This window comes from Marivibrio sp. (assembly GCF_040218065.1).
GTDB lineage: Bacteria > Pseudomonadota > Alphaproteobacteria > UBA8366 > Aestuariispiraceae > Marivibrio.
This window is the reverse complement of the sequence record NZ_JAVJQE010000005.1, coordinates 61,675-75,940: the sequence shown is the minus strand read 5'-3', so window position 1 is coordinate 75,940 and position 14,266 is coordinate 61,675. Positions and strand designations below refer to the sequence as shown.

Below are 14,266 nucleotides of genomic sequence, written 5' to 3'. Positions count from 1 at the left end.
GGGGGACGAGTGCGGCGGCGCCAGGGGCGCGCTCGGGCGTCGTCGAAATCCATCAGAGCGAGACATCATCGAAAAGGAGCCGCGCCATGCCGACAAGCCGCATCCGATCCCTGAAACATCTCTGCGCCGCCGGCGTCGCCGCGCTGGCGCTCACCGCCGCGCCGGCCGTCGCCCAGCAAGCCGCCGATTCTCAGGGCGCGCAGGCCCAGGGCCAACAGCAGCAACAAGTGCAGGTCTCGCCCGAGAAGCTGCGGAAGATCGAACGTCTGTTGGACCTGACCCGCGTCGAGCGCACGGTCGAGACGATGGCGCCGATGGCCTCGCAACAGATGGGCAAGATGTTGGAGAAGCGCGCGCCCAAGATGGGCGAGCAGCAGCGCGCGCGGTTGATCCAGACGGCGGCCGACACGTTCCGCGCCGGCCGGGACGAGCTGACCGAAGCGTTGATCCCGATTTACGCCCAGACCTTCACGATGGAGGAGCTGGACCACATGCTGGCGTTCTACGACTCGCCGACCGGGCAGTCGATCTCGCAGAAGCTGCCGCAGGCGGTCGGCGCCGCGCGTCAGATCAGCCGCCAGTGGAGCCAGCAAATGGCCCAGCAGGCGATGGCCGAAGTCCGCGACGAAGCGGCCGACATGGGCTACAAGCTCTAATCGCTCTATTTGAGCGCGTGAGCTTGAGCGCGTGAGAGCCGAGCGCAGCCGCCCGGGCGGGAGAAGGGGCTTCTCTCGCCCGGGCGGCTGCGCTTAACTGCGCCCGCGGGTGAAACAGGATTGATGGAGGATCGCTCAGAATGAGCTTGGACGTTCGTCAGATAGCCGTGCTGACCGACAATTACATCTATCTCGTCCGGGAGAGCGAGACGGGCGCCGTCGCCGTGGTCGATCCCGCCGTCTCGGAGCCGGTCCTGGCCGAGGCCGAGCGGCTCGGCTGGCGCATCACGCACATCCTGAACACCCACCACCACAACGACCATGTCGGCGGCAACCAAGCGATCAAGCAGGCGACCGGCTGCACCATTGTCGGTCCGCGCGCTGATCGCGAGCGAATCCCCGGCATCGACGTGGCGGTGGGCGACGGCGACGTCTACGATTTCGGCGCCGCCCGCGCGACGGTCTTCGACACCCCCGGCCACACCAAGGGCCACATCGCCTTCTGGTTCGCCGACGCGTCGGCGCTGTTCTGCGGCGACACCCTGTTCGCGCTGGGCTGCGGACGGTTGTTCGAAGGCACGCCCGCGCAGATGTGGAAGAGCCTCGGCAAGCTGAAGGCCCTGCCCGACGACGCGAAGGTCTACTGCGCGCACGAATACACGCAAACCAACGCCCGCTTCGCGCTGAGCCTGGGCGAGGACAATCCCGCCCTCGCCGCACGGGCGGAGGAAATCGACCGCACCCGCGCGGCCGGCGCACCGACCGTCCCCTCGACGCTGGGCGAGGAAAAGCGCACCAACCCCTTCCTGCGCGCCGACGAGGTCGCGCTCGCCGCCGCGCTGTCGATGCGCGAGGCCGCGCCGGTCGACGTGTTCGCCGAAGTGCGCCGCCGCAAAGACGATTTCTAGCCCCGCCCCTTCAACCCGCCCCCGCCCCAGCCTGGCGGGCCGTCCGGCCGCGCCGCGCTCATCCGGAGTTCCGCCCTCATGAAGCTCTATTACAGCCCCACCTCTCCCTATGTCCGGAAAGTCATGGTTTGCGCGATCGAGCGCGGGCTGAAAGACCGGATCCAGCTTGAGAAGACCGACGGATTCGGCGAAAGCCACCGCGCCGCCAACCCGCTCGCGAAGGTGCCGGCGCTGGAGCCGGACGAGGGCGCGCCGGCGTTGTTCGACAGCCTGGTGATCTGCGACCATTTGGACCGCATCGGCGACGCGCCGCGCTTGATCCCCGACGGCGCGAAGGACGGGGGCAAAGCCCGCGACGGGACGTTGCGCCGGCATGCGATCGGCCAGGGGATGACCGATGCGGCGCTCTTGATGCAGGTCCAGAGGGTGCGCAACCAGCGCCTCGAACATCCGATCCCCGACGACTGGTGGATGGAGCGCCAACGCGAGGCGATCCGCGCCAGCGTCGACCGGATGGAGCTCGAGATCGACGAATTGTCGGCGGCCTTCGAGCTCGGCGCGATCTCAGTCGCGACCGCACTCGGCTATCTCGACTTCCGCTTCCCCGACTTCGGCTGGCGCGACCAGGCGCCCCATCTGGCCGAATGGTTCAAGCAGATCGCCGAGCGCCCCTCGATGGCCGAGACGGCCCCGCCGGAGTCGTGACCCGCATGGCGAGCGACGCCGACGCCAAGGCGCTGATCGCGCGGCTGGAACTCGAGCCCCATCCCGAAGGCGGCTGGTTCCGCGAAACCTACCGCGAGGCCCCGGAAGGCGGCGGCCGCGGGCGCATGACGGCGATTTATTATCTGTTGGAGGCCGGAGACCTCTCCGCCTGGCACCGGGTGAGCGACGCCGACGAGATCTGGCATTTCTACGCCGGCGCGCCCTTGGCGCTGACCCTCTCGCCCGACGGCGCCGACGCGGAGGCGAAGCGCCTGGGGCCGAACGTGCTGCAGGGCGAGGCGCCGCAGATCCTGGTCCCCAAGGGCTGGTGGCAGACGGCCGAAAGCCTGGGGCGCTGGACGCTGGTCGGCTGCACGGTCGCGCCCGCCTTCTCCTTCGACGGCTTCGAGATGGCGCCGCCGGACTGGCGGCCGACCCCGCGTCCGCCGCGCGGCGGCTGACGGGAGAGGCGGACGGCGGTGGATCCGAAACTCGCGAGCCTCGCCGCGGCCCTCGTTCCGCACGGTCTGCTATTGCGCGGCGGCTTCCATCCCGGCCCCGAAGACGGGTTCGAGGACGCGGCGACGCTGGTGATGATCGGCGCTGCGGGCCCGGCTTTCTGGCGCGCTTTCGAAGCGTACGCGTACGAAGACGGCGCCCCGCACCCTATGGACCGCTGGACCCGGCGGACTCTGACGCCGATCGCCGGCGCGCTCGACGCGCGGGCGCTGTTTCCCTTCGACGGACCGCCCCATCATCCGTTTCAGCGCTGGGCGCAGCGCGCGGAGGCGGTGCATCCCTCGCCGTTGGGACTATTGATTCATCCGGAATACGGACTGTGGCACGCCTATCGCGCGGCGTTTGCGTTTCGGGAACGGCTGGACCTACCGACGCACGCGCGCCGCCCCAGCCCCTGTGCGTCCTGCGCGGAGCGCCCGTGCCTCAGCGCCTGTCCCGTCGGGGCCTTTTCGGCCGAGACGGGCTACGACGTCCCCGCCTGTACGTCGCACCTCCGCTCGCCGCAGGGGGAGAGCTGCCGAACCGCCGGCTGCCAGGCGCGCCGCGCCTGTCCGATCGGACGATCGTACGCGTACGATTCCGCCCAAGCGGCCTTTCACATGAAGGCCTTCGAGCGGGCGCGGGACTGAGCGCCGTCCCGGCGGCCGGCCGGGCGGAGCGGCGTGCGCGCGTCCGGCGTCTTGCAGGCGCGCATCCGATGGCGTATATGCCGGCTTGCGTTACGGTCGCACGCAGCGGTCAACGCATCCCGCGGCGCCGTTCGCCGCCCTTGGTCGGGGCGAGGCGGCGCCAAATCGAAATCGAAGCGCACCACGATGTATTCGGGCGCCGCGCCGTCTTTCGGGCTTACCCGCGCGAGCGCCCCGCTTTGAACAGAGCCCCGTTTGGTGGACGGGACTGGAAAGGAGCGAATGAGGCCATGGTCGCCTTAACCCTTCCTGACGGCAGCGTTAAATCCTATGACGGGCCGGTCACGGCGCAAGCGGTCGCCGAAGAGATCGGCCCCGGCCTCGCCAAGGCGGCGATGCTGGCCAAGGTCGACGGCGTCGAGTGGGACCTGAACCGCCCGATCGATCACGATGCAAAGCTGGAGCTTGTCCGCAAGCAGGACGAGGAGTCGCTGGAACTGATCCGCCACGACGCCGCGCATGTGCTGGCGATGGCGGTGCAGGAGCTGTTTCCCGGCACGCAGATCACTTTCGGTCCGGCGACGGAGGACGGCTTCTACTACGATTTCCATCGCGACGCCCCCTTCTCGACCGAGGATTTCGAGGCGATCGAGCAGCGCATGCGCGAGATCGTCGACCGCGACGTCCCGATCGAACGGGAAGTGTGGACGCGCGAACAGGTCGCCCGTTTCTTCGAGGAGAAGGGCGAGCGCTTCAAGGCGGAATGGGTCTGGGAGCTGCCCGAGGGCGAAGAGATCACGATGTACCGTCAGGGCGACTGGATCGACCTGTGCCGCGGCCCGCATCTGCCCTCCACCGGCAAGCTGCCGAAGGCGTTCAAGCTGATGAAGCTGGCCGGCGCCTATTGGCGCGGCGACGCCTCCAAGCCGCAGTTGCAGCGCATCTACGGCACGGCCTGGCGCGACGAAAAGGAGCTGAAGGCCTATCTCCTGCGCCTCGAGGAGGCGGAGAAGCGCGACCACCGCAAGCTCGGCCGCCAACTCGACCTATTCCATATGCAGGACGAGGCGCAGGGCTCGATCTTCTGGCATCCCAAGGGCTGGACGCTCTACCGCCAGGCGGAGCGCTACATGCGCGCGCGTCTGGAAGAGGCGGGCTATGTCGAGGTGAAGACCCCGCAGCTGGTCGACCGCGCGCTGTGGGAGCGCTCCGGCCACTGGGATAAATTCCGGGAGCACATGTTCATCGCCGAGGTCGACGAGGGCGGCGACGGCCGTCTTGAGGACACGCACCACCTGGCGCTGAAGCCGATGAACTGCCCGGGCCACGTTCAGGTCTTCAAGCAGGGCATCAAGAGCTATCGCGACCTGCCGATCCGCATGGCCGAGTTCGGCGCCTGCCATCGCTACGAGCCGCACGGCGCGCTGCACGGGCTGATGCGCGTGCGCTCGTTCGTGCAGGACGACGCCCACATCTTCTGCACCGAGGACCAGATCGAGGCGGAGACGAAGGATTTCATCGACCTTCTGATGTCGGTCTACAAGGATTTCGGCTTCGAGGACGTGCGCATCAAATTCTCCGACCGCCCGCCGGTGCGCTCCGGCACGGACGCGGTCTGGGACAAGGCTGAGGCGGCGCTGAAGGCGGCCACGGAGAAGGCCGGCGCCGCCTACACGCTGAACCCCGGCGAAGGGGCCTTCTATGGCCCGAAGCTGGAGTTCGTGCTGCGCGACGCGATCGGCCGCGACTGGCAGTGCGGCACGCTCCAGGTCGACTTTGTGCTGCCGGAACGCCTCGACGCCACCTACATGGCGGACGACGGCCAGCGCTACCGCCCCGTCATGCTGCACCGTGCGATCCTGGGCTCGTTCGAACGCTTCATCGGCATCCTGATCGAGCAGTTCGCCGGCAAGTTCCCGATGTGGCTCGCGCCCGTTCAGGTCGCGATCGCCACGATCACGAACGAAGCCGACGGCTACGCCGAACAGGTCGCCGCAGCCTGCCGCAAGGCGGGTCTGCGGGTCGAAACCGATCTTCGCAACGAGAAGATCAACTTCAAGATCCGCGAGCATTCGGTGGCCAAGACGCCCGCCGTCTTCGTCGTCGGCGCCCGCGAGGCGGCGGAGGGAACCGTCGCCGTGCGGCGTCTCGGCGGGAAAGCGCAGGAAATTCTTGCGCTTGACGAGGCGATATCTATCCTTAAGCAAGAGGCCGAGACGCCCGGCGCGGCGTAACTCGTCGGCCGGCCGCGCGCCGGCGGCGCCGTGTTCGCCGGCGGCCGGCCTCGTGTTTTTGCGAAAGGGGCCCGGCCCGTCCGGGTCCCGATCATTCGTGCAACTAGGCAGGCGCCCCGACGACGGCGCCGGGAGGAAGTCATACGTCGACCCCACTACGCTCCGCCCCCCACCAAGGAGGGCCCTCGCGTCAATGAGGAGATCCGCGTGCCGGAGGTGCGCGTGATCGATTCGGAGGGCGAACAGCTCGGAATCCTGTCGATCGCGGATGCGATCGCCGCGGCCGAAGAGGCCGGTCTTGACCTCGTGGAGGTGTCGCCGACGGCGAAGCCGCCCGTCTGCAAGATCTTGGACTACGGAAAGTTCAAGTACGAGCAGCAAAAAAAGAAGAACGAGGCCAAGAAGAAGCAGAAGACGATCGAGCTGAAAGAGATCAAGTTCCGCCCGAACATCGACCAGCACGACTACGACACCAAGATGAAGTCGATGCACAAGTTCATCGACGAGGGCGACAAGGTGAAGGTCACGCTGCGCTTCCGCGGCCGCGAGCTGGCCCACCAGGAGTTGGGGCTCGAAGTCCTCAATCGGGTGCGCGACGACATGGCCGAGAAAGCCAAGGTCGAGCAAAATCCGAACATGGAAGGCCGTCAGATGGTCATGGTGCTCGCCCCGCGCTGAGTGAGGCGCCCCGCGCCTGATCGAGGCTTGCAGCAAGAGGCCCCCGCGCGATCGCGGGGGCCTTTTTCGCGGGGCGCGCCCGACCCCTCGCTCTGATCCGGACGACGAGGGGTCGGGCGAGCCGCCTCTCAGCCGCGCGCCGCGCGACGGCGCAGGCGCGCACGCACGAAAGCCAGCAGCAGGGCGAACAGGGTCAGCGCCAGCGGGATGGCGGCGATGTTCAGGAACTCGACCCGAGCCTGGAGCCGCTCCACCTCCTCGCGCAGCTGGAAGGTGACCCGCCGCAGCTCGCGCCGGGTCTCCAGCAGCCGCTCGGTGAAGGCCTCGACCGCCTCGGCCGGGCTGCGCCCCTCCAGGATCTCCGGGCCGGCCTCGCCGTCGCGGATGCGGCCGAGCTTCTCCTCGAGGGCGGCCATCTCTTCGCGCAGCCGGCGCTCTTTGCTGCGGAACGCCTCTTCCGCCGCGCGGCGCAGATCCTGAATCACCTCGAACGGTCGCTGGCCGGTGCCGCGGCTGCGCAGCGAGATCAGTTCGTCCGAGCCGGCGAGGTAATCGAGCGCGTTGACCAGGAACGCGCCGTTGTCGGTCACAGGGACGAAGGTCGGACCGTTCGGACCCGGGCGCTCGCGCACCCAGTAGCGATCGACCAGCATGTCGGCGTCCGCCACCAGGATCACGTCCAGACCCGTCGCGGCCTCCGCCAGATGGGCCGGGCGCTCGTAGTCCGGCTCGGGATTGCCCTCTGGGAAGGCGCTGGGCGCGCGGCCGGTGAGGCGGGCGGCGACGGTGAAGCGCCGCTCCGCCGGCTGGTATCCGTCGAGGAGCGCGAGCGCGTCCGGCGGGGCCAGCGCGTCGGTGTCGAGCCGCATCGCCTGCGAGCTGGTGCGGATCAGCGGCTCCAGCGCCAGCGGCGAGTCCTCCGCCAGGCGGATCTCGCCCGGCGTCGGGATCAGCATGCCGTTGACGTCCTGCGTCAGCGGGTGGCTGGGGTTAAGGTGGATCGGCTTCGGCTCCAGCCAGGCGACGTAGGGCGCGATCGTCGGGTCTTCATCGGTCCCGACATTAACCCGCCGGCCCATCGTGCGATCGCCGATCACCACGCCTTCCGGCACGTCGACGCCCCAATTGTTGAGGATGCGCTCGAAGTCGCTTTCGGTCTCGACCGCCAGCATCCCGCCCATGCGGCTACCCTGCACCGCGGTCTCGTGCCAGGGGTCGACGAACAGGAGCGCCTTGCCGCCTTGCAGCAGATACTGGTCGATCTCGTACAGCATCCGGTCGTTGAGATTCGCCGGATGCAGGATCAGCAGCACGTCGGGCGTGATCCGGCGGAAGTCCTCGCGCCGCCACATGCGCTCGATCTGAAAGAAGTCGCCGGCGTGCGGGATGATCGCCCAGGGTTCCGGCCGGCCGCCGGCGAGACGCTCCTGGAAGCTGCCGAAGACCTCCGAGCCGGAGACGACGCCGACTGTCGGCTGATCGGGATTGAGGACCCGGTGGATCATCTTCGCGACGTCGTATTCGAGAAACCGCTCGCGCTCCAGCTGGAAGACCGGCAGGGCGACCCGAAACGTCTCGGCGTCGGGATCCTCGGGCGCGGTGCGCACGACAAGGCCGAAATAGTATTTGTCGCCGTCGGCCGCGAGCCGGATTCCCTGCAGCCCGGCGTCGACCGCCGCGTCCTCCTGCGGGGAGAACGGCGTGACCTCGACCGTCTCGAGGCTCAGCGCGCCGTCGGCCTCCTCCGCCATCTCGGACAGCAGGTCGCGCACGCGTTGCGCGAAGGGCGCGTAGACCGGCGCCTCCTGCGCCAGCGCCGGGGAGAGATACAGGGTGAGCTCGACCGGCGTCTCAAGGGTCGAGAGCAGGTCGACCGTCCCGTCGGAGAGCGTGTAGAGCCGATCCTCGGTCAGATCGATCTTTAGACCGCTTATCGGGCGCAGCAGGGCGGTCAACGCGATGAAGGCCGCGGCGGCGATCAGGATCGCGACCGCCCAGCCGCCGGGCCGACGGATTTGCTGACGCAGCGTGTAGGCGGGTCGTCCGGCCATCCCGTCAGCTCCCCTTCACACGTTCGATCGCCGCCCAGTTGGCGAACAGAAACAGCGCCGTCAGCGAGACGAAGAAGACGATGTCGCGCAGATCGACGACGCCCTTCATCACGTCCTGGAAGTGCGTCAGGAAGCTGAGCGAGGCGATGAAGGCGGTCGCCTGATCGCCCGCCCACGCGGAAAAGACGTTGAGCACGAGGGGCGAGCCCGCCACCGTGAGGAGGAAACAGACCGCCGCCGTCACCACGAAGGCGATCACCTGGTTGCGCGTGAGCGCCGAGATGAAGGCCCCGATCGACAGATAGGCGCCCGCCATCAGGAAGCTGCCCAGATAGCCGGCCGCGATCACCCCATGGTCCGGCCGCCCCAGATAGGCGACCGTCAGCCACATCGGGAAGGTCAGCGCCAGCGCGAGGCCGGTGAAGACCCACGCCGCCAGAAACTTGCCCAACACCGCCTGGCCGGTGGTGATCGGCAAGGTCAGCAACAACTCAATCGCGCCGCTGCGGAGGTCCTCCGACCACAGCCGCATCGCCACCGCCGGGATCAGCACCAGATAGAGCCAGGGGTGGAAGGTGAAAAAGGCGTTCAGATCCGCCTGATCGCGCTCGAAGAAGCCGCCCATATAGAAGGTCAGCGCGCCGGCCATGCCGAGGAAGACGGTGATGAAGATATAGGCGAGCGGCGTCGTGAAATAGGCCGCCATCTCGCGTCGGAAGACGCTCCACACCGCCCTCATCGCGTCAACTCCCGAAACACGAAATCGAGCCGCCCGCGCAGCACTTCGAGCCGGTTCACGCCGATCCCCGCCTCGCGCAGCGCCGCCGCCGCCTCGGCCGCGATTTCACCGCCGGGGGCCCTCGGCGTCGCCAGAAGCGCCGGCGCTTCGCCCGGCTCGGCCGCGACGGCGCCGACGCCCGACACTCTCGCCATGGCGGCCTCCGCCGCTTTGATCTGGCCCGGCTCGGCCAGCGTCACGCGCACGGCGTTGTGCTGCGGGTCGCGTCGCTCAAGGTCCTGGGGCGCGCCGTCGGCCAGCAGCCGGCCGCGGCCGATCACCACCGCGCGGGTGCAGATCGCCTCCACCTCCTCCAGGATATGGGTGGAGATCACGATCGCCTTGTCGCCGCGCATCTCGTTGATGAGGCGACGCACCTCCTGCTTCTGATTGGGGTCGAGGCCGTCGGTCGGCTCGTCCAGAATCAGCACTTCGGGATCGTGCAGCAACGCCTGGGCTAGGCCGACCCGACGCTTGTAGCCCTTGGAGAGGGTCTCGATCGGCTGGCGCATGACGCCGCCGAGGCTGGCGCGCTCGGCCGCGCGGCCGATCGCGGCGACGCGCGCCCGGCCGTCGATCCCGCGCACGGCGGCGATGAAGGACAGGAAGCTCTGCGGGGTCATGTCGGGCCAGGCCGGCGCGCCTTCGGGCAGATAGCCGAGGCGCGTCTGCGCCTCGACCGGCCGGGCGGCGACGTCGATCCCGCAGACCTCGGCCCGGCCGGCGCTGGGCGCCAAATAGCCGGTGACCATCTTCATGGTGGTCGACTTGCCTGCGCCGTTCGGGCCGAGGAAGCCCAACACTTCGCCGCGCGCGACGGACAGAGTGATTCCGTCGACGGCGGTCAGACCGCCGAACCGCTTGGTCAGCCCGTCCAGCGCGATCATGCTCATGAAATCGGCGATCCGATCGCTCCCGCCCGTCAGTCCTGGTAGCGCTCTTCGCGCCAGGGATCGCCCTCGTTATGGTAGCCGCGCACCTCCCAGAAGCCGGGCTTGTCCTCGGCCGAATAGGTGATGCGCTTCACCCATTTCGCGCTTTTCCAGAAGTATTTCTTCGGCACGACGACGCGCAGCGGGCCGCCGTGATCGCGGCTCAGCGGCTCGCCCTCCCAATGGGTCGCCAACATCGCCGTCTCGTCCTCGAAAATCGCGCGCTTCAGGTTGGTGGTGTAGCCGTCATGCGCTTCGAAGAGCACGAACTTCGCTTCCGGCTTCGGCCGCACCAGGCGCACCAGATCGGCGACCGCGACACCGTCGAAGCGGTTGTCGTAGCGCGACCAGGCGGTGACGCAGTGGATGTCGACGGTCTGGGAGAAAGGCGGCAGCGCGGCGAGCGCCGCCCAGTCCAGGGTCACCGGGTTTTCCACCAGCCCGTCGATCGACAGGCGCATTTCCTCGCGCCCGATCTCCGGCTGAAGGCCGAGATCGAGCACCGGCCAGCCGTCCACCTTGCGCTGGCCCGGCGGCAACCGATCGCGCGCCGGATCGCCCGCCTCGCCGGTCAGCAGGCGCCCCTCCTCCGCCCATTTCTCTTTCGAGCGGACCAATTTTTCCTTGAAGCGGCCGATCATGTCCCGTCGCTCTCCCCGTTGAGCCGAGCGGTAAAATCGAGAGGAAGGCCTGCAATTTCAAGCTTTTTCGGCGGCGGCCGGGGTCACAGCCGCCGCCTCCGGCCAGGACTCCCTCGCTCCCCCTTCATGGGGAGAGAGGGAGAAGACGCGTCCTCACACCGTCAACTCGCCCGCCTCATGTCGCGCCAGCACGTCCTCCGGCGCGGTGGGGCGGCCGAACAAGAACCCTTGCGCATAGGTGATGCCCGCCGCGCGCAGGAGCTGGGCGGTCTCGCCGTCCTCGACCCCTTCTCCGATGGTATGGATGCCGTTCTTCGCGCAGCGCTCCGCCAGCATCTCAACCATGTCGCGCTTCTCCGAGCCCTTGGCCATATGTTGGATCAGCGTCTTGTCGAGCTTGAGGTAATCCGGCTCCAGCTGCATCAGCGTGTCGATATTGTTGTAGCCCGAGCCGTAGTCGTCGAGCGCGATCTTGAAGCCGGCGGAGCGATAGAAGTTTACGATGCCGCGCAGGTGCCCCATGTCCTTGACCCGCTCGCTCTCGACGATCTCGAAGATCACCCGCTCCGGCGGAATCTCCGCCTTGACGATCGCGTTCACGGTCGTGCGCAAGCACACGCCCGGATCGTAGACCGACCCCGGCATGAAGTTGATGAAGATCTTGGCGTCGCCCGGCAGCCGCGCCGCCGTCTCCACCGCCGACAGTCGCGCCGAACGGTCGAGATTAAAGAAGATCCGCGGGTCGCTGGCACTTTCGAAGACGGTGGCCGGCGACAGGATTTCGCCGTCATGATCCAGTCCGCGAAAGAGGTATTCGTGCCCGATCGGCGCGAAGCCTTCCTCCAGGCTGACGATCGGCTGGCGGTAGGAGGTGTAGCGCTTTTCCTCCAACAATGCGATCAGCCAGTCGCCCCGCAGGCGCTGCATCATCCGGTCCAGGCTGACGACGTTGCCGAACTCGCCCAAGCTCGGCTGCTCGCTTTCGGTCATCAGGATCCGAGTGTCCGTGGCCTCGCCGTCGGTCAGCAGACCGGAGAGGCTGACGATGAACCGGTTCGGCTCGCTCACATCGACGCGGATATAGCCTTCGACGACATTGTTGTCATACGCGAACCCCTGTTCGTCGAGATAGTGCGCGATCTTGTAGAGCGTGTGCCCTTGCGGCGGCCAGACGAAGGCTTTCTGAAGGGTTTCCAACTTATCCGGCAAAGTGCAGGCGAGGCAGGGCATGAAAGGGCGTCTCCGATCAAAAAGGGGCCAGGGGCGATCGCGCGTCACGACGTCATGATGGTGAATACGAAAGAGGGCGCCCGGCGGATCGGCGCCCGAGCGCGCTTGATTATCCGCGCCCGCGTTCCCACACTAAGGACGGGCCGAGCGCGGCGCCGCTGAAGCGGGCCGATAAAGCGCAGATCGGCCGGGATCTCGTCCTTCCGCGACGGGCGGCGCATCGGCTGCGGCGATCCGAGGCTCAGCGCGGCAAGGGGTGGAGGAGGTCGCCGCCATGACTCGTATGACGTTGCTGAACAGCCCGCTGATGCTGGGCTTCGAACATGTCGAAAGAACCCTCGATCGGGTGTCGAAAATGTCCGCCGAGGGCTATCCCCCCTACAATATCGAGCAGTTGAGCGAGACGCGCCTGCGCATCACGCTGGCGGTGGCCGGCTTTGCGGAGGAGGATTTGAGCGTCCACCGCGAGGGCGACCAGCTGGTCGTCGCCGGCCGACAATCGAGCCGGGACGACGACCGCGTTTTCCTGCATCGCGGCATCGCGGCCCGTCAGTTCCAGCGCAGCTTCGTTCTTGCCGACGGGATCGAAATCGAAGGCGCGACGCTGGACAGCGGTCTGCTGCATATCGATCTCAGCAGGCCGCTGCCCGAAAGCCGCCGACAAACCATTCCGATCGGCGTCGGCGGGCGCGCGCGCCAAACGCTCGACGTCGACAGCGACCGGGACGCGTAAGCGCGCCGCGGCGGGCGCCTACGCCGCCCGTCCGGCGCGGTGATGGGAGCCGTCGCCGCGGCTGACGACGCTGTCGGTCGGCAACACAGCGCCGGGCGCATAGTCGGGCCGCATGTCGAGCAGACGGTAGAGCGCCGCCAAATCGCCCGCCTCATAGCCGTCGAGGGCGTGGAACAGCTGGGCGTAATCCTCGACCACCCAATAGGTCTCCTGGAAATCGTCGATCCGGTAGTCGGTCGCCAGCAACCGCTCGCGCTCGAACCGGATCCGGTTCGGCGACGGGCTTTCCAGAGCGAAGCGCGTCTCGGTCGCGCTGGAGACGATGCCGGCCCCGTAGATCTTAAGGTCTTCGCCCGGGCGTTTGATCAGCCCGAACTCGACCGTATACCAGTAAAGCCGCGCCAGCCGGGCGATGTCGCCGGTCTTGAGCGCCGTCGACCCGGCCTTGCCGTAGGTCTGGATGAAATCCGCGAAGATCGGATCGGTCAGAAGCGGGACATGGCCGAACAGGTCGTGGAACAGGTCCGGCTCTTGCAGATAGTCGAGCCGCTCCGGCGTCCGGATCCAGCGGGTCACCGGGAAGACCCGGTCGGCCAGCATGGCGAAGAACTGCGCTTCGGGAATAAGCCCGGGAACGCCGACGATCTCGAAGCCGGTGCGCGCGGCCAGGACGCGGTTCAGGTCGCGGAAGTCCGGGATCCGGGCCGCCGCCTCGGCGCCCAGGCCGCCGACCAGCGCCTGCAGCCCGTCGAGAAACGGCTGATCCACACGCCCCGGCAGCAGCGAGCGCTGGCGCTCGAACAATGTGCGCCAGACGGCGTGTTCGGCCGGCGAATAGGCGGCCCAATCCTGGTCCACGACATAGCCGTCATAGCGCGCGCCCGGATTCGGCGCCGCGTAGTAGGGGCTGTCGCCCAGCTTGCCGGCGGGGTCGACGGCGCGGGGATAGAGCGGATCGGTCATGGCGGCCTCCTCAGCAAAGCCTGAAACGCGCAAACGGCGTAGGGTTCAGTATGGGACCTCGGCGAGGAAAATTCTTTGCATTTTTGCCCTGAAGCATCTTAGAATTGACTATGTTCTTCGATTGAACGGCGCTTCATGGAAAAAAATTGGTCGATTGATGAGACGGATCGGCGGATCCTGCGGCTGCTGCAGCGGGATTCCGGCCTCTCGGTCCAGGCGGTGGCGGATACGGTCGGCCTCTCGCTCTCCCCCTGCTGGCGGCGGATCAAGCGGCTCCGGGAGGCCGGCGCGATCACCGGCCAGGTCACGCTGGTCGATCCGAAGGCGGTGGGGATCGCGCTCACCGCGCTCGCCAACGTCTCGCTCTCGGATCATCAGGACGCGACGGTGGCCGCCTTCGAACGCGCGGTGGAAAGCTGGCCGGAGGTTTTGGAGGTTCATGCGGTGACCGGCGACCGCGACTATTTCCTGCGCATCGCCGTCCCGGATATGGAGGCCTATGAGCGCTTCCTGTCGGCCAAGCTGTTGAAAGAGCCGTGCGTCGCCTCGGTCACCTCGCGCTTCTCCTTGCGCCGGGTGAAATACACGACGGCGCTGCCGGTGTAAGCG

At 67.7% G+C, this 14,266-nt stretch carries 15 protein-coding genes; 9 read left to right on the top strand and 6 right to left on the bottom strand.

Going from position 1 to position 14,266, the window contains the following annotated elements; genetic code table 11:
• The first annotated feature begins 86 nt into the window (after positions 1-86).
• From RIB45_RS02625 to infC, 7 genes are all read left to right on the top strand, one after another.
• A complete protein-coding gene (locus RIB45_RS02625; protein ID WP_350048482.1) occupies positions 87-656 on the top strand; it encodes a DUF2059 domain-containing protein in 570 nt (189 codons plus the stop codon).
• Between the two features lie 140 nt (positions 657-796).
• Positions 797-1,564, top strand: coding sequence for a hydroxyacylglutathione hydrolase (gene gloB / locus RIB45_RS02620; RefSeq protein WP_350048480.1), 768 nt, complete (start codon positions 797-799; stop codon positions 1,562-1,564).
• Between the two features lie 78 nt (positions 1,565-1,642).
• The gene (locus tag RIB45_RS02615) at positions 1,643-2,269 is read left to right on the top strand and encodes a glutathione S-transferase family protein (RefSeq protein ID WP_350048478.1); all 627 of its coding nucleotides are present in this window, start codon (positions 1,643-1,645) and stop codon (positions 2,267-2,269) included.
• A 5-nt stretch (positions 2,270-2,274) separates the two neighbouring features.
• Entirely contained in the window at positions 2,275-2,730 is a 456-nt protein-coding gene (locus RIB45_RS02610) for a cupin domain-containing protein (RefSeq protein WP_350048476.1), read from the top strand.
• A gap of 18 nt (positions 2,731-2,748) precedes the next feature.
• A complete protein-coding gene (locus RIB45_RS02605; protein WP_350048474.1) occupies positions 2,749-3,417 on the top strand; it encodes a ferredoxin in 669 nt (222 codons plus the stop codon).
• 290 nt (positions 3,418-3,707) lie between these two features.
• On the top strand, positions 3,708-5,651 hold the full coding sequence (thrS, locus tag RIB45_RS02600) for a threonine--tRNA ligase (protein WP_350048472.1): 1,944 nt from the start codon (positions 3,708-3,710) through the stop codon (positions 5,649-5,651).
• Positions 5,652-5,792: 141 nt separating this feature from the next.
• Positions 5,793-6,329 (top strand): translation initiation factor IF-3, encoded by a 537-nt coding sequence (gene infC / locus RIB45_RS02595; RefSeq protein ID WP_350049083.1) that lies wholly within the window; start codon positions 5,793-5,795, stop codon positions 6,327-6,329.
• Positions 6,330-6,457: 128 nt separating this feature from the next.
• On the opposite strand, the gene RIB45_RS02590 is transcribed toward infC, so the two are convergent.
• The 5 genes from RIB45_RS02590 to RIB45_RS02570 all read right to left on the bottom strand — a co-directional run bounded on the left by RIB45_RS02590 (position 6,458) and on the right by RIB45_RS02570 (position 11,961).
• Complete coding sequence (locus RIB45_RS02590) at positions 6,458-8,380, bottom strand: Gldg family protein (protein ID WP_350048470.1); 1,923 nt, start codon at positions 8,378-8,380, stop codon at positions 6,458-6,460.
• A gap of 4 nt (positions 8,381-8,384) precedes the next feature.
• Positions 8,385-9,119, bottom strand: coding sequence for an ABC transporter permease subunit (locus RIB45_RS02585; RefSeq protein WP_350048468.1), 735 nt, complete (start codon positions 9,117-9,119; stop codon positions 8,385-8,387).
• Positions 9,116-10,051 carry an ABC transporter ATP-binding protein gene (locus RIB45_RS02580; RefSeq protein WP_350048466.1) on the bottom strand — a complete coding sequence of 312 codons (936 nt, stop codon included), beginning with the start codon at positions 10,049-10,051 and terminating at the stop codon, positions 9,116-9,118. The genes RIB45_RS02585 and RIB45_RS02580 overlap by 4 nt, the downstream gene beginning before the upstream one ends.
• A 29-nt stretch (positions 10,052-10,080) precedes the next feature.
• The gene (locus RIB45_RS02575; RefSeq protein ID WP_350048464.1) at positions 10,081-10,731 is read right to left on the bottom strand and encodes a sulfite oxidase-like oxidoreductase; all 651 of its coding nucleotides are present in this window, start codon (positions 10,729-10,731) and stop codon (positions 10,081-10,083) included.
• Between the two features lie 153 nt (positions 10,732-10,884).
• Positions 10,885-11,961, bottom strand: coding sequence for an EAL domain-containing protein (locus RIB45_RS02570; RefSeq protein ID WP_350048462.1), 1,077 nt, complete (start codon positions 11,959-11,961; stop codon positions 10,885-10,887).
• Positions 11,962-12,235: 274 nt separating this feature from the next.
• Between RIB45_RS02570 and RIB45_RS02565 the strand changes: the two genes are divergently transcribed.
• The gene (locus RIB45_RS02565; protein WP_350048460.1) at positions 12,236-12,694 is read left to right on the top strand and encodes an Hsp20 family protein; all 459 of its coding nucleotides are present in this window, start codon (positions 12,236-12,238) and stop codon (positions 12,692-12,694) included.
• 18 nt (positions 12,695-12,712) lie between these two features.
• Here the strand turns inward: RIB45_RS02565 and phhA are convergent, their stop codons facing one another.
• Positions 12,713-13,657: a phenylalanine 4-monooxygenase gene (phhA, locus tag RIB45_RS02560; protein ID WP_350048458.1), complete on the bottom strand. Its 945-nt coding sequence runs from the start codon at positions 13,655-13,657 to the stop codon at positions 12,713-12,715.
• Between the two features lie 135 nt (positions 13,658-13,792).
• Here phhA and RIB45_RS02555 point away from each other — a divergent pair, with 135 nt between their 5' ends.
• Positions 13,793-14,263, top strand: a complete 471-nt coding sequence (locus RIB45_RS02555; RefSeq protein ID WP_350048456.1) for an Lrp/AsnC family transcriptional regulator — start codon at positions 13,793-13,795, stop codon at positions 14,261-14,263.
• Positions 14,264-14,266: the final 3 nt, after the last annotated feature.

What these genes read in the sequence shown, in the direction of transcription:
- RIB45_RS02625 (WP_350048482.1), top strand. Translation starts at nt 87, where the DNA reads ATGCCGACAAGCCGCATCCGATCCCTGAAACATCTCTGCGCCGCCGGC.
- gloB (WP_350048480.1), top strand. Translation starts at nt 797, where the DNA reads ATGAGCTTGGACGTTCGTCAGATAGCCGTGCTGACCGACAATTACATC.
- RIB45_RS02615 (WP_350048478.1), top strand. Translation starts at nt 1,643, where the DNA reads ATGAAGCTCTATTACAGCCCCACCTCTCCCTATGTCCGGAAAGTCATG.
- RIB45_RS02610 (WP_350048476.1), top strand. Translation starts at nt 2,275, where the DNA reads ATGGCGAGCGACGCCGACGCCAAGGCGCTGATCGCGCGGCTGGAACTC.
- thrS (WP_350048472.1), top strand. Translation starts at nt 3,708, where the DNA reads ATGGTCGCCTTAACCCTTCCTGACGGCAGCGTTAAATCCTATGACGGG.
- RIB45_RS02590 (WP_350048470.1), bottom strand. Translation starts at nt 8,380, where the DNA reads ATGGCCGGACGACCCGCCTACACGCTGCGTCAGCAAATCCGTCGGCCC.
- RIB45_RS02585 (WP_350048468.1), bottom strand. Translation starts at nt 9,119, where the DNA reads ATGAGGGCGGTGTGGAGCGTCTTCCGACGCGAGATGGCGGCCTATTTC.
- RIB45_RS02580 (WP_350048466.1), bottom strand. Translation starts at nt 10,051, where the DNA reads ATGAGCATGATCGCGCTGGACGGGCTGACCAAGCGGTTCGGCGGTCTG.
- RIB45_RS02575 (WP_350048464.1), bottom strand. Translation starts at nt 10,731, where the DNA reads ATGATCGGCCGCTTCAAGGAAAAATTGGTCCGCTCGAAAGAGAAATGG.
- RIB45_RS02570 (WP_350048462.1), bottom strand. Translation starts at nt 11,961, where the DNA reads ATGCCCTGCCTCGCCTGCACTTTGCCGGATAAGTTGGAAACCCTTCAG.
- RIB45_RS02565 (WP_350048460.1), top strand. Translation starts at nt 12,236, where the DNA reads ATGACTCGTATGACGTTGCTGAACAGCCCGCTGATGCTGGGCTTCGAA.
- phhA (WP_350048458.1), bottom strand. Translation starts at nt 13,657, where the DNA reads ATGACCGATCCGCTCTATCCCCGCGCCGTCGACCCCGCCGGCAAGCTG.
- RIB45_RS02555 (WP_350048456.1), top strand. Translation starts at nt 13,793, where the DNA reads ATGGAAAAAAATTGGTCGATTGATGAGACGGATCGGCGGATCCTGCGG.